A 23283-nucleotide genomic window follows, 5' to 3' on the forward strand; every position below is an offset into this window, starting at 1 on the left:
CGCTACTCCCCGGGCTTGATCAGATAGCCCGCCCCGCGCCGGGTGTGGATCATCGGCGAGCGCCCGGCGTCGATCTTGCGGCGCAGGTAGGAGATGTAGAGCTCGACGACGTTGGCCTGGCCGCCGAAGTCGTACGACCAGACCCGGTCGAGGATCTGCGCCTTGCTGAGCACGCGGCGCGGATTGCGCATGAGGTAGCGCAGCAGCTCGAACTCGGTCGCGGTGAGGTGGATGGAGTCGCCGCCCCGGGTGACCTCGTGGCTGTCCTCGTCGAGGGTCAGGTCCCCCACGGCGAGGAGCGACCCGCTGCGCGTCTGCGCGGCCCCGGACCTGCGGATGAGGCCGCGCAGCCGGGCCACGACCTCCTCCAGGCTGAAGGGCTTGGTGACGTAGTCGTCGCCGCCGGCGGTGAGCCCGGCGATGCGGTCCTCGACGGCGTCCTTCGCCGTCAGGAACAGCACGGGCACGTCGGGCAGTTCCCGCCGGATCGAGCCGAGCAGGCTCAGCCCGTCGGCGTCCGGGAGCATGATGTCGAGGATGACGGCATCGGGCCGGAACTCGCGCGCGGAGCGGAGGGCGGCGGCCCCGTCCCCGGCACTGCGGACCTGCCAGCCCTCGTAGCGCAGGGCCATGGACAGCAGCTCGGCGAGCGAGGCCTCGTCGTCGACGACGAGGACACGGACGGCGGTGCCGTCGGCGCGGAGCATGTCGGCGTGGGTGCCGGTGCGGGCGCTGGTGCTTCGGGCGGTCACGGTCATGGCACTCACGGTGGCGGCCGCCGCTGAGAGGTCTCTTTCCCTTTCCTGTGAATTCCCTGAGAAAGGGCCTCGGGCTGGTGAGCGTCTCAGCGCTTCACCGTTTCACGTGAAACATCGCGGCTCCGTTCTCGTACAGGACCCGCCGGAGCCAGTCGTCGCCGAGCCCGAGGCGTTCGAGGGCGTCGAGCTGGTGGACGTACGGATACGGGATGTTCGGGAAGTCCGAGCCGAGGAGGATCCGGTCGCCGAGGTCGAGGAGCCGCTTGCGCTCGGCCTCGGGGAAGGGCGCGAGCCGCTCGCTGAAGTCGGTGAAGGCCATGGTGGTGTCCAGGTGGACGCCCTCGTACCGCTCGGCCAGGTCGAGGAAGTCGCCGTACTCCGGCATCCCCATGTGCGCGACGATCACCCGAAGGCGGGGGTGCCGGGCGAGCAGCCGCCCCATGGGCCCGGGGCCGGTGAAGTTCCCCGGGCTCGGGCCGGAGCCACAGTGCACGACGACGGGGGTGCCGCTGTCGGCCAGGGCGCCCCAGGCGCCGTCGAGCGCGGTGTCGGCCGGGTCGAAGCCGCCGACCTGGAGGTGCACCTTGAAGACCCGGGCGTCGGCGTCGAGCGCCTGGTGGACGTACGCGTCGACGTCCGGCTCGGGGAAGAAGGTCGCCGTGTGGAGGCAGTCGGGGGTGCGGGCCGCGAAGTCGGCGGCCCAGGAGTTCAGCCAGGCGGCCATGCCGGGCTTGTGCGGGTAGAGCATCGCGGTGAAGGCGACCGCGCCGAACCCGCGCAGGAGGGCGAGCCGGCGCTCCTCCTCCTCGCGGTAGGTGATGGGCCACTCGACGCCGGTCAGGGGCCCGACGGCGTCGAAGTAGGCCCAGACCTTGTCGAGGACGTTCTGCGGCATGAAGTGCGTGTGCACGTCGACGAGCCCGGGGATCCCGAGCCGCTCGATCAGCGCGCGGCTCTCGCTGATCTCGCTAGTCACGCGCGTACCCGTAGCTGCGCTCGACCTTCCCGATGTGCACGCTGTAGCTCTCGTACCAGTGCTCACGGCCGTACTCCTTGGCCGCCCGGTGCTCGGGGTGACGCGCCCAGCTCTCCAGCGACTCCAGGTCCCGGAAGTACCCGACGGTGATGCCGATGCCGCCGGGGGTGCGGGCGGACTCGTAGCCGAGGAAGCCGGGGATCTCCCGGACGAGCTCCTGCATGCGGACGGAGGTCTCGGCGTACCCCTCGGGGGACTCGGGACGGACGGACGTGAAGACAGCGGTGTAGTAAGGCGGTTCGATGCCCGCCACGAGCTTCTGGGTCATGTGATCACCCTCGCGGGGCGGGCCGGGGGATGTCCACGGCCCCCGGCCAAAGGGATCCAAGACTTTACGAAGCCCACCACACGGCCTCAGAACAGCCCTTCCTGCGGCGCGGCCGCGTCGGCCACCGTCCGGGGGACGACCGGCACGGTGAAGGCGCTCTCCTCCCCGGCCGGCTCCAGGACCCAGCCGCCCATGAGCCGGGTGTCGAGGGCCAGGCAGCGCCCGTCGGGGGCGAGGAGGTGCAGGTCGGGCCCGGCGGCGGCGAGCAGCCGCCCGGTGACGACGCCGCCGTCGACGAGCTCGGCGACCGTGCCGTCGAGGCGCGGCAGCCCGTCGAGACCGAAGACCTCCGCGTGGTCGCGCGCGGCGAACTCCAGGGGTTCCAGGGTCTCCGTCCAGCCGCCGACCGCCCGCGCGCGCCGGTACAGCTCCTCGACCTCGTGGGCCCGGTCGCCTGCGGGCGGCAGGGCGTGCCGGGCGGCCCGCTTCCGCTCGTACGCGACCCGGTCGGGCACGCCGAGGGCCTGTCGCAGCACCTCCTCGGTGCGCCGGGCGGCCATGAGCGGGCCCCGGCCGAGCCAGCTGAACGTGACGGCGCCCTGCTCCAGGAGCCGGGCCTCGCCGCGGGCCTCGGCGGTGATCCCCACCTTCGTCATCCCGGGCCCGAACCAGGCCAGGTAGACGCGGTACGGCTGCGGGTCGTCGGCGATCGTGTCGGCCGCGACGGAGTGGGCCCGGTCGAGCCGCGCGCACTCGGGGCACCGCCCGCCGGTGGCCCGGCCGGGCACGACGGCCTGCAGGGGGCAGGGGTTCCCGCGGGCCCCCGGGCACCGCCGGACGCCGACGGCCCGAAAGGCGAGCCGCTGCCCGTACGTGAGCGCGCTGACCCGCCCACCCCGCCACCGCAGCCCGGGCACGCCACCAGCCCATCCGATCCCCCGAACCCGCCACTCCACGCCGCCGCGCCTCCCTCAGCTCCCCGGACACCGTCCAGTCTCCGCCACCTCCGCTTCCGTACCCGACGAGGCGGCGGCCCCTCAGGGCAGCACGTAGATGCGGGTGCCGTCCGGGGCCGGGGTGCCGACCTCGCGCATGCAGCCGCGTTCGAGGAGGAGGCGGACGCAGTCGCGGACGCGTTCGCAGGAGAGGCCGGTGCGGCGGGTGACGTCCTGGGGCCGGCAGCGCACCCCGCCCCGTACGAGCGCGGGAGCCAGGCAGGAGGCGACCGTCCGCATGTCCCCGGTGATGGCCCAGGAGTCCACGAGGGCCTGCGGGGTGAGCGTGATCGCACCGCCGGTGCGTTGGCGGGGCACGGCGAGCCGCTCCAGGGATTCGGCGACCCTGGAGAGGCTCCGCCGGGTCTCGCGGAGCAGCTCCGCGTGCCCGGTGTGCCCGGCGTACGCGACGGCCTGCTCGTCGAACCGCCCTTCCAGCCGTACGAGGACGTCGACGAGCTCCGGCGGCAGCAGGAATCCGGCGTGCACCGGCGAGGGTTCGAGCCCGTACCCGCCATATCGCTGGACCGCCGCCACCACCCCGGCCGTCCACGCCCGGAACGGCCCCGCCTCCGGTCTCCGGCACGCCCCGACGAGCTGGACGAGCCCCTCCAGGCTCACCATCCGGGCCGAGGCCCGGATGCCGGAAGCCCGGATCCCGTCCCCGTCCCCGCTCAGGTCCCGCGCCGCCGCCAGGCACTCCTCGGGGAGCGTCACCGTCCGCAGCGCCTCCCGTGTCCCCGCGTACCCCAGCCGTTTCGCCACGTCCACCACCGGGAACCAGTGGGTCCCGTCCGGCGCGGTCAGCCGCCGGAGCCGTGTTCCGGTGGCCGCGTGCACCAGGTCATCGATGTCGATCGCGTCCATCGATCATCACCTCCGCCTCGCAAGCTAGGCCGAGGGCATATTCAACTGACATGCAAATCAGACAGGTTCACCCAAAAGGGGAGGGACCCCCAGGTCGGCCGCCGGTCGCCCACGCGCACCCCGCCCGCACTAAAATCCGGAGCATGGTGCTGACCATGGACGATGTGGACCTGTTCGAGGCTTCCAGGCCCCGCCTGGAGGCGATCGCGTACCGCCTGCTCGGCTCGGCGAGCGAGGCCGAGGACGCCGTGCAGGACACGTTCCTGCGCTGGCAGGCCGCCGACGTCGACCTCATCGAGGTCCCCGAGGCCTGGCTGACCAAGGTCCTCACCAACCTGTGCCTCAACCAGCTCACCTCGGCCCGCGCCCGCCGCGAGACCTACGTGGGCGAGTGGCTGCCCGAGCCGCTGCTCGTCGGCGACCCGATGCTCGGCCCCGCCGACACCGCCGAGCAGCGCGAATCCGTCTCGTACGCCGTCCTCGCCGTCATGGAGCGCCTCTCTCCCAACGAGCGCGCGGTGTACGTGCTGCGGGAGGCCTTCGACTACCCGCACCGCGAGATCGCCGAGATCCTCGACATCACCGAGACCTCAAGCCAGCAGATCTTCCACCGCGCCAAGAAGCACGTCGCCGCCGGCAAGGCCCGCACCGAGATCGACGAGGCCGAGGCCCAGCGGATCGTCGAGGAGTTCCTCGCGGCCGCCACCAGCGGCCGCACCGAGCCGCTCGTACGGCTGCTCACGGGCGACGCCATCGCGATCGGCGACGGCGGCGGCAAGGTCCCGGCGCGCGCCCGCGCGTTCGAGGGCGCGGTGGCGGTCGCGACGTTCATGCGGGGCATGTTCAAGCCCGGCATCGCCAAGCGGAAGGTGATCGGCGGTTCGCCCGACGTCTACGCGACGACCGCCAACGGCGTCCCCGCGCTCGTGGCGGTCCTCGACGGCCGGGTCGTCGGCGTCATGTGCCTGGAGGTCACGGCCGAGGGCATCACGGCCTTCCGCAACCAGGTGAACCCCGACAAGCTCGAACGCGCGACGAGGCACTGGGCGGCGACGGACCACGGCGCCCCGCTGCTGGAAGCAGCCTTCTGAGAAACACGTGACCCAGGTCACACCGCACACCTGTCAGGAATCACGGGGGCTGCCCGGTTCAAGGGGCGAAACCACGCGAGACAGGAGCAGGCGCATGCAGCTGCAGCACCGGATCATCGTCCTCGGGGCCGGCTACACCGGGGCCATCGTCGCCGGACGTCTCGCCAGGCAGCTCCACCGCGAGGACGTCGCCATCACCCTGGTCAACCCCGAGCCCGACTTCGTCGAGCGGGTCAGGCTGCACCAGCTGGCGGTCGGCCAGGAGCTCGCGCACCGGCCCTTCCGCGAGATGTTCGCGGGCACGGGCGTCGAACTGAAGCCGGCGACGGTGACGGCGGTCGACGCCGACCACAGGACGGTCTCCGTCACGACCGGGAACGACACCGAAGACCTGACGTACGACACCCTCGTGTACGCCCTCGGCAGCGGCTGGAACACCCAGGGCGTCCCCGGCACCGCCGAGCACGCCCACGAGATCTCCAGCCGCCCCGGAGCGTTCCGGCTGCGCGAGCGCCTGGCGGCCCTGGAGGCCGGACAGAGCGTGGTCGTCGTCGGCGGCGGCCTCACCGGCCTGGAGGCCGCGACCGAGACCGCCGAAGCCCGCCCGGACCTGGCCGTCACGCTCGCCGCCCGCGGCGAACTCGGCGACTGGCTCTCGGAGAAGGGCCGGCAGCACGTACGGAAGGTCTTCGCGGACCTCGGCATCACCGCACTCGTGAACACCTCGGTCACGACCGTAGAAGCGGACAAGGTCACCACCACTGCGGGCTCCATCCCCTCCGCGGCCACCATCTGGACGACCGGCTTCGCGGTCCACCCGATCGCCCGCGCCACCACCCTCGACGTCACCGAGACCGGCCAGATCATCGTCGACGGCACCATGCGCTCGGTCTCCCACCCCGACGTGTACGCCGTGGGCGACGCGGCCCAGGCCATGGGCCCGGGAGACAAGCCGCTGCGGATGTCGTGCGCCACGGGCACCCCCATGGCCTGGCAGGCGGCCGACGCCATCGCGGCCCGCCTGACCGGCGGAAAGCTCCCGAAGACAGCGCTGCGCTACTTCAACCAGTGCATCTCGCTGGGCCGCAGGGACGGCCTGATCCAGTACGTCACCGCCGACGACCGCTCGGTCAGCGCGGCCCTGACGGGCCGGCTCGCCGCGCGCTACAAGGAACTCATCTGCAAGGGCGCGGCCTGGAGCGTGGCCAACCCGAAGATGGGCCTCCCCACCCGCCGCCGCCACGTCCTCACCCCCCGGCCCACCCCCGCCAAGGCCACAGCCTGACCCCACCCGCGGCCCGGACGCTCCCCCGAGAGCGCCCACCGCGGCGGCCGCCCCAACTCCCACCGCACAACGCAAGAGGCCCGGACTCTCGTCCGGGCCTCTCATCCATGTGCACTCGGCAGGATTCGAACCTGCAACCTTCTGATCCGTAGTCAGATGCTCTATCCGTTAAGCTACGAGTGCTTGTTTTTAGTTCTTGTCTCCGTTTCCCGGCCCTTTCGGCCCGCTGTCCCGGCGACAGGAAGAACATTACATGAGTCCCGCCGTCATGTGAAATCCATTGACCGCACCCCTTCTGACCTGCGGAAACGTCATGTTCGGGCGAGGCGGACGAGTGGGCTCCGGGGCCGAGGGGGAGCGCTTCGCGTGTCGGAAACGAGCGGGAAGAGACCGGGGTCACATCGGGGGCGCGTGGGGTGTGGGTATGCCGAAACGATCGAAGCCCCGGCCGTGGGGCCGGGGCTTCGATCGTGTTGCGGAGGCGGAGGGATTTGAACCCTCGATGGGCTTTAAGACCCAAACCGCATTAGCAGTGCGGCGCCATAGACCGGACTAGGCGACGCCTCCTCGCACCTCGCGCATACGCGGGTGGTGCGTGCAGATGATGACACAGGCGAACCGGCTGTCACCAATCGATTCTCACCGTACCGGTCGTTCGGGGTCCAGGGCAAAGCCCCGCCCCCGCCCGGCGCACCCCGGTTGCGCAACGCCAGGGCGGGCGGAGCGTTAGAGAGGGCGGGCGCGTGTCATGTGTGCGCGCCCGTCTTCCTTCCGCGCTCCTGGAGATCCGCATGCTGCGCAGTCTCGTCCTCGCGTCCCTCGCCTCCGCCGCCGTGGGGGCCGCCGGTCTCGGCCCCCTGCCGCCACTGCCCTCCCTGTTCGCCCCGGCCGACAGCCTGACCGTGACCGTGGAGAAGAGCGGGCACCGCGGCGCCGACGGCACCTGGCGGGTGACCTGTGGCGACCCCGTCGAGGGCGACCACCCGGCCGCCGAGGACGCCTGCAGGCGGCTGGGGCAGTTGGGGAGAGACGGTGGAGATCCGTTTGCGGCCGTTCCCGAGGGACAGATGTGCACCCAGGTGTACGGCGGGCCCGCGCTCGCCCACGTCACCGGCACCTGGCAGGGCCGCCGGGTCGACGCCCGGTTCTCCCGGGCGAACGGGTGCGAAATCGACCGTTGGGAAAATCTGGAGCCTCTCCTTCCGATCGTTCGGGGGTGACGCCCGACGGCTCCCTTAGACTCCCCTCAGTGACAGGCTGCGGCCCGAGGGGCAAGATGGGGCCGGCCGGCCGATAGGGCGAGCACGTGCAGTGCGTCTGGGAGGAAGCGTCGTCGTGAGCAGCAGGCCATCCCGGGGCGCTGCTCGCCTCGCAGCCATACTCGACGCCCTCCCCGACGGCCTCGTGCTCGTCAACTGCAACGGCACGGTCGTCAACGCCAACACGATCGCCCTCGGCATGTTCGAGACGCCCGGCACCGCGCTCGTCGGGCGTGGCCTGCTGGATCTCCTGCCCGAGTTCGACTCGCGCCTCATCCCCGGCTCCATGCGCCGCCCCGACGGCGCCGACGAGCGGGGCCGCACCAAGCCGACCCGGATGATCGCCCGCCGCACGGACGGCTCCGAGTTCCCCGTCGAGGTGTCCAACGCCAGCCTGGAGGACGGCCGCGAGGCCTACGACTCGTACGGCGGCTACACCGGCGACGAGCTGCTCATGCTCGTCGTCCGCGACCTCACCGGCACCCTCGACACCGAGGCCGAACTCGCCCGCTCGCAGCGGCAGACCGAGATGATCCTGCGCGCCGCGGCCGAGGGCGTCGTCGGCACCGACACGGACGGCCGGGTCGTCCTCGTGAACCCCGCCGCCGCGCAGATCCTCGGCTACCGCGCCGGAGAGCTCGGCGGCCAGGAGCTGCACCCGCTGATCCTCGCCAAGCGCGCCGACGGCGAGCCCTTCCCGTACGAGGAGTCGCCGCTCGCCGACACCCTCAAGTCCGGGCGCAAGCACCGGGTCCGCGGGCAGGTCCTGTGGGCGAAGAAGGGCGACCGGGTGCCGGTCGACCTGACGACCGCTCCGGTACGGGACGGGGACCAGCTCGTCGGCGCGGTCATGACCTTCACCGACCGCAGGCCGTACGAGCAGCTCGTCGAGGAGCACGCCACCGAGCTCGCCGACCGCGCCGAGCGGCACGCGGCGGAGCGCGAGGCCCAGGCGGAGCGGTACGCCGCCCTCGCCGCCCGCCACGAGCAGCTGACCGCCGTCCTCGCCGAGTCGCTGCGCGGGCCCCTTGAGGAGCTGCGCACCCAGCTGGGCACCCTCGCCGCCGACGACGCCGGGCAGCTGTGGCCCGAGGCCAACCAGGTCCTGCACCACCTCGCCGCCGGGTACGCCCGGATGACCGCACTCGTCGACAACGTCCTCGGCTTCCAGCGGCTCGACGCCGGTGCCGAGAAGCTCGCCAAGGACGTGGTGCTGCTCGACGGGATCGTGACCGGCGGCATCGACGCCGCCGTCGAGCTGATCGGGCCCGGCCGCGCCCAGTTCGCCGTGCACGCGCCGCCCATCGAGGCCGAGGTGGACGCGGCCCGGCTCACGACCGCCCTCGCGCACCTCGTCGCGGACGTCGCCGGCGTCGACGCGACCGGCAAGAGCAAGGCCGAGCGGACCCCCAGCGACTCCACGATCGTCGTCGCGGCCGCACAGCGCGGTGACGTCGTACGGATCGAGGTCCGCGGCCCGTACGCGGGCGGCGACCCGGTCCACGGGCCCGTCGTCCGCGGGATCGTGGCGGCGCACGGCGGTGTCGTGCAGACCCACGAGGTGCCGGGGACGAGCGGCGGCGCGTACGTGGTCGAGGTGCCGCTCGGGGCCGGTCGGGGCACGGTCCCCGCGCCCGCGCCGGAGCCGGGCGACGCGCCCGCCGGCGCGCGCGGGGCCCTCGCGCTCCCGGCGCAGGCGTCCGGCGCCCCGGTCGCCGAGACGCCGTCCGTCGCGGCTCCCGGCGGGCTCCCCGGCGCCGGCACGACGACCCCGGGCAGGGCGCCCGTCGGGACCCCCGCCGGCATGACGGTCGCGGGATCCGGTGCCCCGGGCGGGACGCCTGACGGGACCCTCGCCGGTGCCCCGGGCGGGACGCCCGGCGGGACTCTCGTCGGCGCCACGGTCGCGGGTCCCGGTGCCCCGGGCGGCACGCTCGGCGGGACCTCGGCCGGTGCCCCCGGCGGGACGCCCGACGGGACCCTCGCCGGCGCCACGGTCGCGGGTTCCGGGGCCCACCCGGTTCCGGCCGCCGACCCCGGCGCCGAGACCTCCGGTGGCGGGCGGCGGCGGGCCCGGCGTGCTTCGACGGACGCCTTCCTGGAGAGCGCCGTCGCGCCCGAGGGCGAGCGCGGTGCCGAGCCGAGCGGGCGCCGCCGTGCCCGTACGGGAGAGCCCGCCGAGCTGATCCCCGCCCAGCTGAACACGGCCGTGGAGTCCCCGGTGCCCTCCGGCGCCCCCGTGGAGCCCACCGGGCGCCGTCGGGGCCGGCCCGCCGAGGGTTCCGTGGTGACCGCCGCCGAGGGCGCGCAGGGGCGTCCCGCGCTCGGTGCGGCCGTGCCGCCGCAGGGCGTCGCGGTCGAGCCGACGGGGGCTCCCGCCCTGGCCCTCGCCCTGCCCGCCGTCGCCTCCGCCCCGGCCTCCGCCCCCGAGGAAGTCCGGCCGAGCGGTCGCCGCCGGCGTGCGCTCGCCGCCGCGCAGGAGCGGGCCGCCGCGGCCGAGGCCGGGCCCCGTACCCCGTTCGCGCTCGGGCCCGCCGAGGCCGACCGTGAGGCCGCTCCCGAGGCCGGGCCGCTGCCGGTCTCCGACGAGGGTCAGCACGAGGCCGTACGGGGTGTCCCGGGTGCCGGCCACACGCCGCCGCAGCCCCACCCGCACGTCCAGCCGCAGGCCGAGGCGCCCGCGGCGGTCGAGCCGACCGGGCGGCGGCGCGCCGTGGCGCTTCCACGGCCGGAGGCCGTGACGGAGCCCGCGACGGAGGCCGCCGTACCGGAGCCCGCGCAGGCCTTGCAGCCCGCACAGCCCGTGCCGAGCAACGGCAACAGCACCGGGACCGGCACCGGCTCCGTACCGCTGCCTCCCGAGCTGCCGATGCCGATGTCCGTGTCGAAGGACTCGACCCAGGGGCGGGCGTTCAGCGTCCGCACCCTCGGGCAGGGCGTCCCCTTCGTCCCGCCCGCCCCGGCGGCCGCTCCCGCCGCACCGTCCAACGGCTCCGGGCGGCGGCGCAGGCTCGCCACCCCGCCCGAGGTCGACCCGCCGGTCCCGGCCGCGCTGCCCGCGCCCGCCGGGGCCAGGCCGCAGCCGACCGCGCCGGCGCCTTCCCCGCACGACACCCCGGCCGAGGGCCGCTCGTACGCCATAGGGGCGCCCGCCGAGGGTTCCGCCGAGGGGCCCGAGCCGCTCGACGGCCCCGGGGGCGCGGTCGAGGTCGCCAACCGGCCCGCCCCGCAGCCCATCGACGACGAGCTGCCCCCGGAGCCCCTGGACAACCCGCGCCGGCTGCTCGTCTGGCCCGCGCCCGACGTCTCCACGCAGCAGGCGCTGAGCGACCGCGGCTACCGGCCGGTGATCGTGCACTCCCGCGAGGAGGTCGACGCGCAGATCGCCGCCTTCCCGGCCGCGCTCTTCGTCGACCCGCTGACCGGGCCCATCACCCGGACGGCACTCCAGTCGCTGCGTCAGGCCGCCGTCGCCGCCGAGGTGCCGGTGCTGCTCGCGGCCGGGCTCGGCCAGGCGACCCGGGAGGCCGCGTACGGCGCGGATCCCGCCGTACTCCTCAAGGCGCTCGCGCCGCGCGACAGCGAGCAGCACCCGTCGCGGGTCCTGCTGATCGAGGAGAACGAGTCCATCGCGGAGGCGCTCGCGACGACCCTGGAGCGGCGCGGGATGCAGGTCGCGCAGGCGGAGACGGACACCGAGGCGGTCATGCTGGCCGCCCAGACCCGGCCGAACCTGGTGGTGATGGACCTGATGCAGGTGCGCCGCCGCCGGGCCGGGATCATCGACTGGCTGCGCGCGAACGGGCAGTTGAACCGCACTCCGCTCGTCGTCTACACCTCGTCCGACCTCGTCGAGGAGGAGCTGCCGAAGCTGGACTCCGGCGAGACGGTCCTGTTCCTCGCCGAGCGGTCGAACAGCGCCGAGGTCCAGGCGCGGATCGTCGACCTGCTCGCGAAGATCGGCACCAACTAGGAAGGGGGAGGGCCGTGGCCCTCCCCCTTCCCAGCGGTTCCCTACAGCTGGGTCACGTCCAGCTCGCCCTCCGCGTACTGCCTGCGGATGACCTTCTTGTCGAACTTGCCGACGCTCGTCTTCGGCACCGCCGCCACGATCGCCCAGCGCTCCGGCAGCTGCCACTTCGCGATGCCGCCCTCGTCGGCGAGGAAGGTCCGCAGCGTCTCGTAGTCGGCCGTCTCGCCCTCCTTGAGGACGACGGTGGCGAGCGGGCGCTCGCCCCACTTCTCGTCCGGCACCGCGACGACGGCGGCCTCGGCGACCGCCGGGTGCGCCATCAGGGCGTTCTCCAGATCGACGCTGGAGATCCACTCGCCGCCCGACTTGATGACGTCCTTGGCGCGGTCGGTGAGGGTGAGGTAGCCGTCCGGGCTGATCACGCCCACGTCGCCGGTCTTGAGCCAGCCGTCCTCGCTGAACTTGTCGGCGGGGCGGATCTCCTCGGCGTCGACGCCGCCGAAGTACGCGCCGGCGATCCAGGTGCCGCGCACCTCCAGCTCGCCCGCCGACTCGCCGTCCCAGGGGAGGTGCTCGCCGCCGGGGCCGACCAGGCGCGCCTCGACACCGGCGGGGAAACGTCCCTGAGTGACGCGGTACGGCCACTCCTCCTCGGCCGTGAGGCCGTGCGGCGGGTGGGCCATCGTGCCCAGCGGGGAGGTCTCCGTCATGCCCCAGGCGTGGCAGAGCCGGACGCCGAGCCGGTCGTACGCCTCCATGAGGGAGGGCGGACAGGCGGCGCCGCCGATGGTGACCTGGGTCATCGAGGAGAGGTCGCGGGGGTGCGCGGTGACCTCGGCGAGCAGGCCCTGCCAGATGGTGGGGACGGCGGCCGCGTGGGTCGGCTTCTCGCGCTCGATCATCTCGGCGAGCGGCGCAGGCTGGAGGAAGCGGTCCGGCATGAGCATGTTGATGCCGGTCATGAAGGTGGCGTGCGGCAGGCCCCAGGCGTTGACGTGGAACTGCGGGACGACGACGAGGCTCGTGTCCTTGGCGGTGAGCCCCATCGACTCGGACATGTTCACCTGCATGGAGTGCAGGTAGATGGAGCGGTGGGAGTAGACGACGCCCTTCGGGTCCCCGGTGGTGCCGGAGGTGTAGCACATCGCGGCGGCCGTGCGCTCGTCCAGCTCCGGCCAGTCGTACGCGGTCGGGCGGCCGGCGATCAGCTCCTCGTAGTCGTGCACGCGCGGGGCCGCGCCGTCCAGGACGGAGCGGTCGCCCGGGCCGGCGACGACGACGTGCTCGACCGTCGGCAGGTGCGGGAGCAGCGGGGCGAGGAGGGGCAGCAGGGAGCCGTTGACGAGGACGACCCGGTCGGCGGCGTGGTTGACGATCCACACCAGCTGCTCGGCGGGCAGCCGGAGGTTGAGGGTGTGGAGCACCGCGCCCATGGAGGGGATCGCGAAGTACGCCTCGACGTGCTCGGCGTTGTTCCACATGAGGGTCGCCACGCGCTGGTCGCCGGTGACGCCGAGTTCGTCGCGCAGGGCGTGGGCCAGCTGGTGCGCGCGCGTTCCGGCCTCCGCGAACGTGCGGCGCTGCGGCTCGGGCTCGCCCGTCCAGGTGGTGATGGTGGACTTCCCGTGGATCGTCATCCCGTGCTGGAGGATGCGGCTCACGGTCAGTTGTACGTCCTGCATGGTGCTGTACACGGGGCGTCCTCCCGGTGGGCGCTACGTGGGCAGAGGGGGTGTGCAGATTCTGCGCACGTACCGCGCGGTATGTCACTACCCGAGAGTACGTAAATTGCCAGTGTTCACTGGCGCGAGCCGCCGAGCGGTGTGTCCTGCCCGTGTCCTGCCGTAGGGCGAGGAGCAGGTCGCCGACCGGCGTGTCCTACCGTACGGGCGTCAGCTCCGGGTCCTCGCGGAGCTTCCCGAGCGCCCGGGACACCGCGCTCTTCACCGTCCCGACCGACACCCCGAGCACCTCGGCCGTCTGGGCCTCGCTGAGGTCCTCGTAGTACCGCAGCACCACCATCTGGCGCTGCCGCTCCGGCAGCTTCAGGACCGCACGCCACATCGCGTCGTGCAGCACCTGCCGCTCAGCCGGGTCCGGCTCCGGGAGACCGGGCGGCTCCGGCAGCTCCTCGCAGACGAACTCGTCGACCTTGCGCTTGCGCCACTGGGACGTGCGGGTGTTGAGCAGCGCGCGGCGGACGTAGCCGTCCAGGGCGCGGTGGTCCTCGATGCGCTCCCAGGCCATGAAGGTCTTGGCCAGCGCGGTCTGGAGGAGGTCCTCCGCGTCCGAGGGGTTGGCGGTCAGGGAGCGCGCGGTGCGCAGGAGCACGGGTCCACGCGCCCGTACGTACGAGGTGAAGGTCGGGAACGACGCGTACTGCGAGGCACCGGCGCAGACGGGGCCAGAGGGTGGCGGAGTCATGACTCCACGCTAGGAGCGGCCCGGCCCCGGCGGATCGGCCCCAGGTCCCGAACCGCCGTCCGCCTCAGGTTGTAGGGGTGGGGACGACTGCACCTCCTCTGGGTGGAGACCCGGGTCACCCGCGTCAGGGTCGGCCCCCCGTCAGCGGCGCTGGGAGTCCACGAACGACAGGGGTACGGGGACGCGGGCCGCGAACGCGGCGGGGGTGGTGACCCGGGCCACGGGCGCGTCCATCGCGTTGCGGTCGATGGCGAGGGTGCGCCCGCCGTACGTCTCCGTCACGTTCCCCACGTACTGGTGGATCCGGGCGTGCGGCGTCCAGGCCTCGGGGTGCAGCACCGACTCGGTGAGCAGCCCCGGCACCCCCCGCCAGCGCGCGAACCACATCACGCCCGGCAGGTCCTTCGTCCCCGCCACCCGCTGCGTCTCCATGTCCCGCACGCCCGTGTCGGCGCTGCTGTAGAAACCGGGCAGGTAGCCGAGGCGCCGCACCTCGCGGTTCCAGGCGCGGACGAAGGCGAGGGTGGTCGCGGCGCAGCTCGTGTCACCCCGCCGGTACGCCTCGATGTCCAGGTAGAGCGGGCTGCTCGTGCCGATCCCGAGGGCCTTCGCCGCCTTCACCGCGTCGCCGCCCTCCTTGGTGCCCTGGCTCGTGGGGTTGCTGCCGATGGCGTACTTCCGCTTGGCGAGGGAGTCCACGCACGGCGCCTGGGAGCCGACGAAGAGGGGCAGCAGCCGCCAGCCCATGGCGTGGGCGGAGGCGACCCAGGTGGGGGTGAGCTCCTTCTGTACGGGGCAGCCGCGGCCCCGCCCGCCGAAGTAGATCCCGACGGCCCCGTACGGGGATCCCCGCCAGGCCTTCATCACCGTGAGGGACGGCGCCTCGCAGGTGTCGAAGGCCTTTCCGGAGAAGGTGACGGGGGTGGTGGCGGCGCCACCGGGAGCACCGGGGGCCCCGGGCCTGGCCATCGCGCGGGTCGTCGTCGCGGCGACCGCCCCCATGGTGGTCACGGGCGGGCGTTCGGCTTCCGTCGACGACAGTGGTGGCGGGGGCGGGGCGTTGAGGAGGACCGTCCCGGCCAGCGCCACCGTCAGGGCGGCGACCACGGCCCGCGCCCGCGCGCCGGGAGACGGCGCGGGGTGCGGGCGGACGGCTGCCGACCGTGGGGGCAGAAGACGCGCGGGTGCGGACGTTCGGCTTCCCTCGACGGCGGGTGCGGGGATGGCTTCGGGTGCGGGAACGGCTTCGGGTGCCGGCGGCGTGCGAGTGCTCATGGCGCGAGTGAAGATCCGCCCGCCCCGCCCGGCCACCGCTCAGGCCGTCGCCTCAGCCGTCCGTGCCCAGGATCAACCCGGACGTGGGAACCCCCGTGCCCGCCGTGACCAAAGTCCGGGCCGCGCCGGGCACCTGATTCACCGACGTGCCGCGGATCTGCCGCACCGCCTCCGCGATGCCGTTCATGCCGTGCAGGTAGGCCTCGCCGAGCTGCCCCCCGTGGGTGTTCAGCGGGAGCGCGTCCGCCGCGACGAAGCCGGCCGCCTCCCCGGGCCCGCAGAAGCCGAACTCCTCCAGCTGCATCAGGACGAACGGGGTGAAGTGGTCGTAGAGGATGCCCACGTCGATGTCGGAGGGCGCGAGTCCTGACGTCCGCCAGAGCTGACGGGCCACCACGCCCATCTCCGGCAGCCCGGTGAGACCGTCCCGGTAGAAGCTGGTCATGGCCTCCTGCTTCCGCCCGGCGCCCTGGGCCGCCGCCAGGATCACGGCGGGCGGGCGCGGCAGGTCGCGGGCGCGCTCGACGGAGGTGACGACGATCGCCTGGCCGCCGTCGGTCTCCTGGCAGCAGTCGAGGAGCCGGAGCGGCTCGGCGATCCAGCGCGAGGCGGCGTGGTCGGCGAGGGTGATCGGCTTCCCGTGGAAGTACGCGGCGGGGTTGGTCGCCGCGTACCGCCGGTCGGTGACGGCGACATGGCCGAAGGCGTCCGGGGTGAGACCGTACGTGTGCAGGTACCGCTGGGCGGCCATGGCGACCCAGGAGGCCGGGGTGAGCAGCCCGAACGGCAGCTGCCAGCCGAGGGCGGCGCCCTCGGCCGAGGGCTCGCGCTGCTGGACGCCGGAACCGAAGCGGCGCCCCGAGCGCTCGTTGAACGCCCGGTAGCAGACGACGACCTCCGCGATCCCGGCGGCGACGGCGAGCGCGGCCTGCTGCACGGTGGCGCAGGCGGCACCGCCCCCGTAGTGCACGCGGGAGAAGAACGACAGCTCGCCCATCCCGGACGCCTGGGCGACGGTGATCTCGGGGTTGGTGTCCATCGTGAAGGTGACCAGGCCGTCGACGTCGGCGGGGCTGAGCCCGGCGTCGTCGAGGGCCGCGCGCACGGCCTCGACGGCGAGGGAGAGTTCGCTGCGGCCGGAGTCCTTGGAGAACGCGGTCGCCCCGATGCCCACGACGGCCGCCCGCCCGCCGAGCGTGTCCCGGCCGCGGACGCTCATCGCGCCACCTCCACGGTGACCGTCCCGGTGACGTGGTGCCCGAGCCCGTTGGCGCCGACGACCTGCACGCTCGCCGTGTCCCCGTCGACGTCCGTGACCGTGCCGGTGAGGACCATGGTGTCTCCGGGGTAGTTGGGGGCGCCGAGGCGGATGGCGACCTTGCGGAGGACGGACCGGGGGCCGAAGTGGTCGGTGACGTACCGGCCGACGAGCCCGTTGGTCGTGAGGATGTTCATGAAGACGTCAGGGGAGCCCTTCTCCCGGGCCAGCTCGGCGTCGTGGTGCACGTCCTGGTAGTCGCGGGAGGCGACGGCCCCGGCGACGATCAGGGTGCGGGTGATCGGGATGCTCAGCGGCGGCAGCTCGTCTCCGGGCTTCATCACAGGTCCCTCTCTGCGAGCAGGTCGCCGAGTCCGGCGAGGAGTTCGGTGCCGCTGCCCAGGTACGCGTCGAGCTGCCGGCCCCAGAGGAAGTGCCGGTGGACGGGGTGGTCGAGGTCCGCGCCCATGCCGCCGTGGAGGTGCTGCCCGGCGTGCACGACCCGCTTGCCCGCCTCGGAGGCCCACCACGCGGCGGTCAGGGCCGCCCCGGCGGCGTCGAGGCCCTCGTCGAAGCGCCAGGCGGCCTCGTAGGCCGTGACCCGGATGGCCTCGGTGTCCATGTGGGCGTCGGCGGCCCGCAGTTGCACCGCCTGACGGGTCGAGAGCGGCCGCCCGAACTGTTCCCGTACGGACGTGTACTCCACGGCCCGCGCGAGCGAACCGGCGCACACCCCCGCCTGCAGTCCGGCGAAGGCGACCCGCGCGGCGGTGAGCACGTCGTCGTGGGCCCCGCCGCCGCCGAGACGCTCGGCCGGCGTCCCGTCGAGGACGAGCCGGGCCGCGGACCAGGGCGCGGTGAGCTCGACCGCCTCGACGGCGGCCGCGTCCTCGGTGCGGACCAGCCACAGGGCGCGCTCCCCGTCCGGTACGAGGACGTGGGTGGCGTCCCTGAGCCAGGGCACCCAGTCCACGGCGCCGCTCAGTCCCCTTGCACCCGCGGTGACCGTGCCCGGCGCCGGGAACGCGCCCGTCGCCACCGTCGTACCGTCGCGCAGACCGGGCAGCAGCCGGGCGCGCTGCTCCTCCGTACCGTGCCGGGCGACGGCGAGGATCCCGTACGCACAGCTCGCGGCGAACGGCACCTGCGCCGTCCTGCGCCCCTGCTCCTCCAGGAGCAGGACCAGGCCGAGCAGACCGGTCTCCTCGACGGCGCCCGGCAGCCCGGCGGCGCAGAGCGCCTTCCAGAGCTCGGCGTCCGTGCCGGTCCCGGCGGCCCGGAGCCGCTCGTGCGTGGAGAGGTCGGCGAAGATCCGCCCGGCGAGCTCCCGGGCGGCCTCCTGCTCCTCGGTGGGGGTGAAGTCCATGTCAGTCCTCCCCTCCCGCACGGAAGACGGGGAGTTCGAGGTCCTCGTCGACCCGCAGGAACTCAAGGCGGACGGGCATCCCGATCCGCACCTTGTCGTACGGCACCCCCACCACGTTGCTGATCATCCGCACGCCCTCGGCCAGCTCGATCAGCCCGACGGCGTAAGGCGGCTCGAAGGCCGGGAAGGACGGGTGGTGCATCACCACGTACGAGAAGACCGTCCCGGCGCCGCTCGCCTCGACCGTGTCCCACTCCCGCGAGCCGCAGTCGGCGCACCCCGGCAGCCAGGGGAAGCGCAGGGCCGCGCAGTCGCCGCACCGCTGGATCAGCAGCCGGTGCGCGGCCACGCCCTCCCAGAATCCGGCGTTGTCGCGGTTGACGACGGGCCGGGGGCGGCGGGGCTCCTCGGCCTGCGGGGAAGGCCGGGCGGGGGAAGGCCGGGCGGCGGGGGCGTACTTGAGGATGCGGAAGCGGTGCGTGCCGGCGAGTTCGCCGTCGGCGCGGACGTCCGTCCGGGTCGTCACGAAGTGGCCGGTGCCGAGCTTGGTGGTCTTGCGCGGCGAGACGGACTCGATGACGGTGTCGAAGCCGATCTCGTCGCCGGGGCGCAGCGGCCGCAGGTACTCCTGCTCGCAGTCGGTGGCGACGACCGAGGTGTAGCCGGCGCCGTCGAGGAGGGCGAACAGCTCCTCGTACGCCGAGGAGCGGTCGGTGTGCCCGGAGAGGCCGCCCATCGTCCACGCCTGGAGCATCGTCGGGGGCGCGACGGCGTCCGGCCCCCGGTAGGCGGGGTGCTCGTCGCCCATGGCCTCGCACCAGTGCCTGATCATGGGCAGGTTGACCGGGTCCTTGCCGGTCCCGGCGGTGGCGGCGGGCCGCCCCTCGAAGGCCACGAGCCGCTCGTACAGCCCGTCGTCCGTGTCGCTCATCGCCGGCTCCTCGCCTTCATGCCGAGCCGCATCCTCGCGACGATCTCGCGCTGCACCTCGCTCACGCCGCCCCCGAAGGTGTTGATCTGCGCGGCCCGGTTCATCCGCTCCAGCTCACCGCCGTCGAAGTCCCCCGGAGAGCCCGTGCGCACCGTCCCCGGACCGCCCGCGATCTCCTGGCAGATGCGGTACACCTCCACCGCCGACTCGGTTCCCGCGAACTTCACGCCGCTCGCGTCCCCCGGGGCCAGCCGGCCGGCCCCCACGTCGCCGACGAGACGCCAGTTGAGGAGGCGGGTCGCGGCCAGCCGGGCGTGCGCCTCGGCGGCCCGGATCCGGACCCACGGCTCGTCGATGCGACGCCGTCCCGTCACCGGATCGGGGGTGCGGGCCCGGTCGAGGACGGCCGCGAAGAAGTCCTCGGCCTGCATGCCGATCGCGGCGAGGGCGACCCGCTCGTGGTTGAGCTGGCTGGTGATGAGGCCCCAGCCGCCGTGCTCGGGCCCGACGAGGTTGCCCGCGGGGACCCGTATCCCGTCGTAGTAGGTGGAGGTCGTCGCCAGTCCGCCCACCGTCTCGATCGGGGTCCAGGAGAAGCCGGGGGAGTCGGTGGGGACGAGGACGATGGAGATCCCGCGGTGCGGCGGCGCGTCCGGGTCCGTGCGGCAGGCGAGCCAGATCCAGTCGGCGTTCTGGGCGTTGGAGGTGAAGATCTTCTGCCCGTCGATCAGCCAGGAGTCCCCGTCGCGCACGGCCCGGGTACGCAGGGAGGCGAGGTCGGTGCCGGCCTCGGGCTCGCTGTAGCCGATGGCGAAGACGGTCTCGCCGCGCAGGATCCGGGGCAGGAAGAACGCCTTCTGCTCCTCGGTCCCGTACGCCATGAGCGTGGGTCCGACGGTGTTGAGGGTGACCATCGAGACGGGGGCGCCCGCGCGGTACGCCTCGTCGAAGAAGACGAACTGCTCGTCGGGCCCGCGGCCCTGCCCCCCGTACTCCTCGGGCCAGCCGAGTCCGAGCAGCCCGTCGGCTCCGATCCGGCGGAGCAGCCGCCGCTGGGCGGCGGGGTCTGTGGTGGGGGACGGACGATCGGGCATCAGCCCCCTGAAGTACGCGCGGAGTTCGGCGCGCAGCCGCAGCTGCCGCTCGGTCGGGGCGAGGTGCACGGCGACGGCCTCCCGTGGGACGACTGAGGTTTCTGACTGTCCGTCAGATTCAGGATCCCTGTCAAGGTCGGCGCCGTGCGGGAAAACGCGACGGCCCGCACGCCGGTACCGAAGTACCGCCGCGCGGGCCGTCGTTCACACCACGGTCACGCCCCCCGTCGGGCCGATCGCCGTGCTGCCCCGGTCACCACCAGGGAAGGAAGTTGACCACGTTGTTGGACTGGTCGATGTGGGTGAAGGCCGAGCCGTTCACGCTCGCGGTGTTGTTCTGGTTGGAGGCACCGGAACCGGTCGCCACCTGCTGCGTCGTGGTCGAGTTGCCGAGGTTGGCCCCGCCGACTCCGCTGCCGATGATCGTGGCGACGCTCGTGTTCGATCCGTCGTCCGCGAAACCGCCGTTGTCGGCCTGGGCCACCCCGGTGAAGAGCGCGGCGGCGAGGGGCAGGGCGGCGGCAGCGGCGAGGATGCGGGCGGTACGGATGCTTGCCATGTCTGTTCCTCCGGGAACTGAATGCTGTTGCTTCTGCACGGAACTGCTCTGAAGTTCGGCTATGTCCAAGGCAGTTGGCCGACCGCCTCGGTCGTTGTGCTCGACGTCGCGAATCCAGAGTTGCCCACCGAATCCCCGGCGAACCACCCCGGAGCGACCGATTCCCCCGCAAGCGTGAGGACAAGCTGATAAACCCCGTCAGTACGAGGAAAGCCGCAGCTCACATGGGAGGAGGGGGGCGGGGGGCCGCACGGCCGGTGCGCCGCAAGGGAGGAAGCGTTCCGGCAGATTTTCCGCCGATCTCCCTCCCGGCGCGCCTCGACGGCGCGTCGCCGGGCCAGGGGGATCGGACGTACGGATGAATCAGGAACGCGTGTTCCCGCACCGGAGACTACGAGGCTTCGCGCACGGCCGCCTCGAAGGCGCCGTACGCCGCCGCGTCGAAGAGGACGAAGCGGACCTCCTCGACCTCGGTACGGGCCGCCCGCACCGTCTCCACCGCGATCCGGGCGCCGTCCGCCATCGGCCAGCCGTAGATCCCGGTGGAGATGGCCGGGAAGGCGACCGTACGGTCCCCCAACTCGTCGGCGACCCGCAGCGATTCGCGGTAGCAGGAGGCGAGGAGCTCCGAGCGGTCCTCGTCCCGCGACCAGACCGGACCGACCGTGTGGATCACGTGCCGGGCCGGCAGCCGCCCCGCCGTGGTCGCCACGGCCCGCCCGGTCGGCAGGCCCTTGCCGTAGTGCGAGCAGCGCAGTTCCTGGCAGGCGGCGAGGATCTCCGGGCCGCCCTTCCGGTGGATGGCCCCGTCGACCCCGCCGCCCCCGAGCAGCGAGGAGTTCGCGGCGTTGACCACGGCGTCCGCGGCCTCGGCGGTGATGTCCCCCTGGACGAGCACGATGCGCACCACGAGAAGAGCCTTCCTTCGGTCGTCCGTCTCCGACCCGATCGCTGAATGTCCCTGAATGCCCTTGGATGTCCCTGGATTGCCTTGGACTTCCCTGGACTTCCCTGGACTTCCCTGGATTCAAGCCGTTCGGGCCGCGCGGGCCAACCGAAATAGGGCTACTGCTGCGGCGGGTTGTCCTGCCCCTGAGCCTGCCCCTGGCCCTGGCCCTCGCCGCCCAGCTGCTGCTTGAGCTTCTCCTGCGCGGTGTCGACGTGCTTCGCGTACTTGCCCTGCGTCTTCTCGTCGACCATGTCGCCGGCCTTGTCGATGCCCTGGGAGACCTGGTCCTCGTGGCCCTTCAGCATTCCCTTGATCTTGTCGAACATAGACATCCTGGCCTCCTAGCCGCTGTTCCAGCCCCTCCAGCATCACGGCGCACCGCCGGAACCGCATCCGCAGAGCACCCGGGCCACGGGAAAAGGGGGGCGCCCTGGAGACGTCAAGGCCGGAGGGAACCCCGATACCGGGCTCACACCGAGTCCGCGCGCCGGCGCAGCTGCTCGTTGAGGCGGCGCAGCAGGCGGCGGGCGGGCCCTGTTCGAACTGCTCACCCTGGAAGGCGCCCAGGCCGGTCTGAGCTGGTCCACCGTGCCGGCCCGCCGGGACGGCTTCCGCCGGGCGTTCGCCGCCTTCGACCCCGAGGCGATCGCCGCGTGGTCCGACGACCGGGTGGACCGGCTCCTGCGCGATCCGGGCATCATCCGCCACCGCGGAAAGATCTCCTCGGTCCTCGGCAACGCCCGCGCCGTACTGGAGCTGCGCCACTCCGAAGGCGGCCTGGACGACTACGTCTGGTCGTTCAAGGACCATCAGCCGCTGCGCCCCCGGCACGCCACGGCGGAGGCCGTCCCCGCCACCATGGAGACGGCCCGGGCCCTCAGCCGCGGGCTCAGGCGCCACGGGTTCCGGTTCGTCGGCCCCACGACGGCCTACGCGTTTCATGCAGGCCGCCGGGCTGACCAACGACCACACGACCGACTGCTTCCGCCACCGGGTGCTCGGGGGCTGAGACAGACCGACACCCCTGCGACAGCCGGTCCGGCCCGTGCCCCCGTGCCGACTGCCGGACTGGTCCGTGCCCCGTGCCGACTGCCGGACTGGTCCGTGAGACAAGCCCCATGACGAAGGGGCGCCCCTCGGTCGGGACACCCCTTCTGATCAGCACGTTCTCTGACCTGGCGGTGGGTGTGGGATTTGAACCCACGGTGACATCGCTGCCACGACGGTTTTCAAGAGGGTGCTGCGGGAAGCCTCTCGCACATGGCTGACCTGCTCGTTCCCCGCCTTCCGAAACCCTCACCGCCTCCGGCGGTCCACACCTGGTCCACTGGGTCGGCTCAGTCGCCGGAGAAGCCCCAGAAGTAGATCTCCTGCGGGTCCCCCCGGTCGTCATGGAGCACGGCGCACCGCCCGTACCAACGCCAGTGGTCGAACTCCTCGAACCTCGGCACGTGCGCCCGGGTGAGCTTCCGCGTGCCCAGGACAAGCAGCGCCTCCTCCTCGGTCACCTGCTTCATCGTGGAGTAATCCGGCTCCTCGTCCGGTCCGATGATCTGGAAGATGTCGAGGATCGAATGCGTCCCATCGTGCTGCACGAGCTCGTGCTCCCACAGCTCCTCCTCGGTCTCGGGCCACGGCAGCCGTTCCTCCTCCGGCCTCCAGTCGCCGCCTGGACCCCAGTAGTACTCCCGCTCCTCGAAGACCTTCCGCCTCAGCGCATCAAACGCCCCGACGAGATCTTCCTGATACGGCACTGAGTAGTCCCACCCCGACGCGCCCATACGGCCCTCCCACCCAGCTCAACCAGAACGGACCGGACGCTAACAGCGGCCACTGACATCCCCCTGGCTCATGGGTGGCCACTCCCGCGCCAGGTGGCGAACCGGTTGGTGCAG

At 73.0% G+C, this 23283-nt stretch carries 22 protein-coding genes and 2 tRNA genes; 5 read left to right on the forward strand and 19 right to left on the reverse strand.

Annotated features, from left to right (window positions below; genetic code table 11):
• Positions 1-2: 2 nt before the first annotated feature.
• The 5 genes from ACZ7HT_RS27480 to ACZ7HT_RS27500 all read right to left on the reverse strand — a co-directional run bounded on the left by ACZ7HT_RS27480 (position 3) and on the right by ACZ7HT_RS27500 (position 3924).
• Positions 3-758 (reverse strand): response regulator transcription factor, encoded by a 756-nt coding sequence (locus tag ACZ7HT_RS27480; protein ID WP_471170844.1) that lies wholly within the window; start codon positions 756-758, stop codon positions 3-5.
• A gap of 94 nt (positions 759-852) precedes the next feature.
• On the reverse strand, positions 853-1734 hold the full coding sequence (locus tag ACZ7HT_RS27485) for an amidohydrolase family protein (RefSeq protein WP_471170846.1): 882 nt from the start codon (positions 1732-1734) through the stop codon (positions 853-855).
• Entirely contained in the window at positions 1727-2062 is a 336-nt protein-coding gene (locus tag ACZ7HT_RS27490) for an antibiotic biosynthesis monooxygenase family protein (protein WP_116159872.1), read from the reverse strand. The genes ACZ7HT_RS27485 and ACZ7HT_RS27490 overlap by 8 nt, the downstream gene beginning before the upstream one ends.
• 86 nt (positions 2063-2148) lie before the next feature.
• Positions 2149-2979, reverse strand: coding sequence for a DUF2797 domain-containing protein (locus ACZ7HT_RS27495; protein WP_471170848.1), 831 nt, complete (start codon positions 2977-2979; stop codon positions 2149-2151).
• A 120-nt stretch (positions 2980-3099) separates the two neighbouring features.
• A complete protein-coding gene (locus tag ACZ7HT_RS27500) occupies positions 3100-3924 on the reverse strand; it encodes a BRO family protein (RefSeq protein WP_471170850.1) in 825 nt (274 codons plus the stop codon).
• A 143-nt stretch (positions 3925-4067) separates the two neighbouring features.
• Between ACZ7HT_RS27500 and sigJ the strand changes: the two genes are divergently transcribed.
• Together sigJ and ACZ7HT_RS27510 are read left to right on the forward strand one after the other, a co-directional pair.
• Positions 4068-5015 (forward strand): RNA polymerase sigma factor SigJ, encoded by a 948-nt coding sequence (gene sigJ, locus ACZ7HT_RS27505; RefSeq protein ID WP_471170852.1) that lies wholly within the window; start codon positions 4068-4070, stop codon positions 5013-5015.
• A 100-nt stretch (positions 5016-5115) separates the two neighbouring features.
• A complete protein-coding gene (locus tag ACZ7HT_RS27510; RefSeq protein ID WP_471170934.1) occupies positions 5116-6300 on the forward strand; it encodes an NAD(P)/FAD-dependent oxidoreductase in 1185 nt (394 codons plus the stop codon).
• A gap of 110 nt (positions 6301-6410) precedes the next feature.
• Here the strand turns inward: ACZ7HT_RS27510 and ACZ7HT_RS27515 are convergent.
• Both ACZ7HT_RS27515 and ACZ7HT_RS27520 read right to left on the reverse strand, forming a co-directional pair.
• Positions 6411-6483 (reverse strand) — tRNA-Arg (locus tag ACZ7HT_RS27515).
• A 293-nt stretch (positions 6484-6776) separates the two neighbouring features.
• A tRNA-Ser gene (locus ACZ7HT_RS27520) sits at positions 6777-6867 on the reverse strand.
• Positions 6868-7091: 224 nt separating this feature from the next.
• Between ACZ7HT_RS27520 and ACZ7HT_RS27525 the strand changes: the two genes are divergently transcribed.
• Positions 7092-7520, forward strand: coding sequence for an SSI family serine proteinase inhibitor (locus ACZ7HT_RS27525; RefSeq protein WP_471170854.1), 429 nt, complete (start codon positions 7092-7094; stop codon positions 7518-7520).
• Between the two features lie 115 nt (positions 7521-7635).
• Entirely contained in the window at positions 7636-11532 is a 3897-nt protein-coding gene (locus tag ACZ7HT_RS27530; protein WP_471170856.1) for a PAS domain-containing protein, read from the forward strand.
• A 41-nt stretch (positions 11533-11573) separates the two neighbouring features.
• Here the strand turns inward: ACZ7HT_RS27530 and ACZ7HT_RS27535 are convergent, their stop codons facing one another.
• From ACZ7HT_RS27535 to ACZ7HT_RS27585, 11 genes are all read right to left on the reverse strand, one after another.
• Entirely contained in the window at positions 11574-13226 is a 1653-nt protein-coding gene (locus ACZ7HT_RS27535) for a long-chain fatty acid--CoA ligase (protein WP_471170858.1), read from the reverse strand.
• 184 nt (positions 13227-13410) lie between these two features.
• Complete coding sequence (locus ACZ7HT_RS27540; RefSeq protein ID WP_471170860.1) at positions 13411-13956, reverse strand: SigE family RNA polymerase sigma factor; 546 nt, start codon at positions 13954-13956, stop codon at positions 13411-13413.
• A gap of 141 nt (positions 13957-14097) precedes the next feature.
• Entirely contained in the window at positions 14098-15231 is a 1134-nt protein-coding gene (locus ACZ7HT_RS27545) for a DUF1906 domain-containing protein (protein WP_471170862.1), read from the reverse strand.
• A 52-nt stretch (positions 15232-15283) separates the two neighbouring features.
• Entirely contained in the window at positions 15284-16450 is a 1167-nt protein-coding gene (locus tag ACZ7HT_RS27550; protein ID WP_471170864.1) for a lipid-transfer protein, read from the reverse strand.
• Positions 16447-16830 carry a MaoC family dehydratase gene (locus tag ACZ7HT_RS27555; protein ID WP_471170866.1) on the reverse strand — a complete coding sequence of 128 codons (384 nt, stop codon included), beginning with the start codon at positions 16828-16830 and terminating at the stop codon, positions 16447-16449. The genes ACZ7HT_RS27550 and ACZ7HT_RS27555 overlap by 4 nt, the downstream gene beginning before the upstream one ends.
• The gene (locus ACZ7HT_RS27560) at positions 16830-17855 is read right to left on the reverse strand and encodes an acyl-CoA dehydrogenase family protein (RefSeq protein WP_471170868.1); all 1026 of its coding nucleotides are present in this window, start codon (positions 17853-17855) and stop codon (positions 16830-16832) included. The genes ACZ7HT_RS27555 and ACZ7HT_RS27560 overlap by 1 nt, the downstream gene beginning before the upstream one ends.
• A 1-nt stretch (position 17856) precedes the next feature.
• Positions 17857-18786, reverse strand: coding sequence for a bifunctional MaoC family dehydratase N-terminal/OB-fold nucleic acid binding domain-containing protein (locus ACZ7HT_RS27565; RefSeq protein WP_471170870.1), 930 nt, complete (start codon positions 18784-18786; stop codon positions 17857-17859).
• Positions 18783-19949, reverse strand: a complete 1167-nt coding sequence (locus ACZ7HT_RS27570) for an acyl-CoA dehydrogenase family protein (RefSeq protein ID WP_471170872.1) — start codon at positions 19947-19949, stop codon at positions 18783-18785. The genes ACZ7HT_RS27565 and ACZ7HT_RS27570 overlap by 4 nt, the downstream gene beginning before the upstream one ends.
• 184 nt (positions 19950-20133) lie before the next feature.
• Positions 20134-20439: a hypothetical protein gene (locus ACZ7HT_RS27575; RefSeq protein WP_471170874.1), complete on the reverse strand. Its 306-nt coding sequence runs from the start codon at positions 20437-20439 to the stop codon at positions 20134-20136.
• Between the two features lie 391 nt (positions 20440-20830).
• Entirely contained in the window at positions 20831-21349 is a 519-nt protein-coding gene (locus ACZ7HT_RS27580) for an O-acetyl-ADP-ribose deacetylase (protein ID WP_471170876.1), read from the reverse strand.
• Positions 21350-21504: 155 nt separating this feature from the next.
• Positions 21505-21720: an antitoxin gene (locus ACZ7HT_RS27585; RefSeq protein ID WP_471170878.1), complete on the reverse strand. Its 216-nt coding sequence runs from the start codon at positions 21718-21720 to the stop codon at positions 21505-21507.
• Positions 21721-21922: 202 nt separating this feature from the next.
• Here ACZ7HT_RS27585 and ACZ7HT_RS27590 point away from each other — a divergent pair, with 202 nt between their 5' ends.
• Complete coding sequence (locus ACZ7HT_RS27590; protein ID WP_471170936.1) at positions 21923-22510, forward strand: DNA-3-methyladenine glycosylase I; 588 nt, start codon at positions 21923-21925, stop codon at positions 22508-22510.
• A gap of 215 nt (positions 22511-22725) precedes the next feature.
• Here ACZ7HT_RS27590 and ACZ7HT_RS27595 read toward each other — a convergent pair whose 3' ends face one another.
• Entirely contained in the window at positions 22726-23169 is a 444-nt protein-coding gene (locus tag ACZ7HT_RS27595) for a hypothetical protein (protein WP_471170880.1), read from the reverse strand.
• Positions 23170-23283: the final 114 nt, after the last annotated feature.

The organism is Streptomyces sp. NPDC037410 (genome assembly GCF_055602235.1).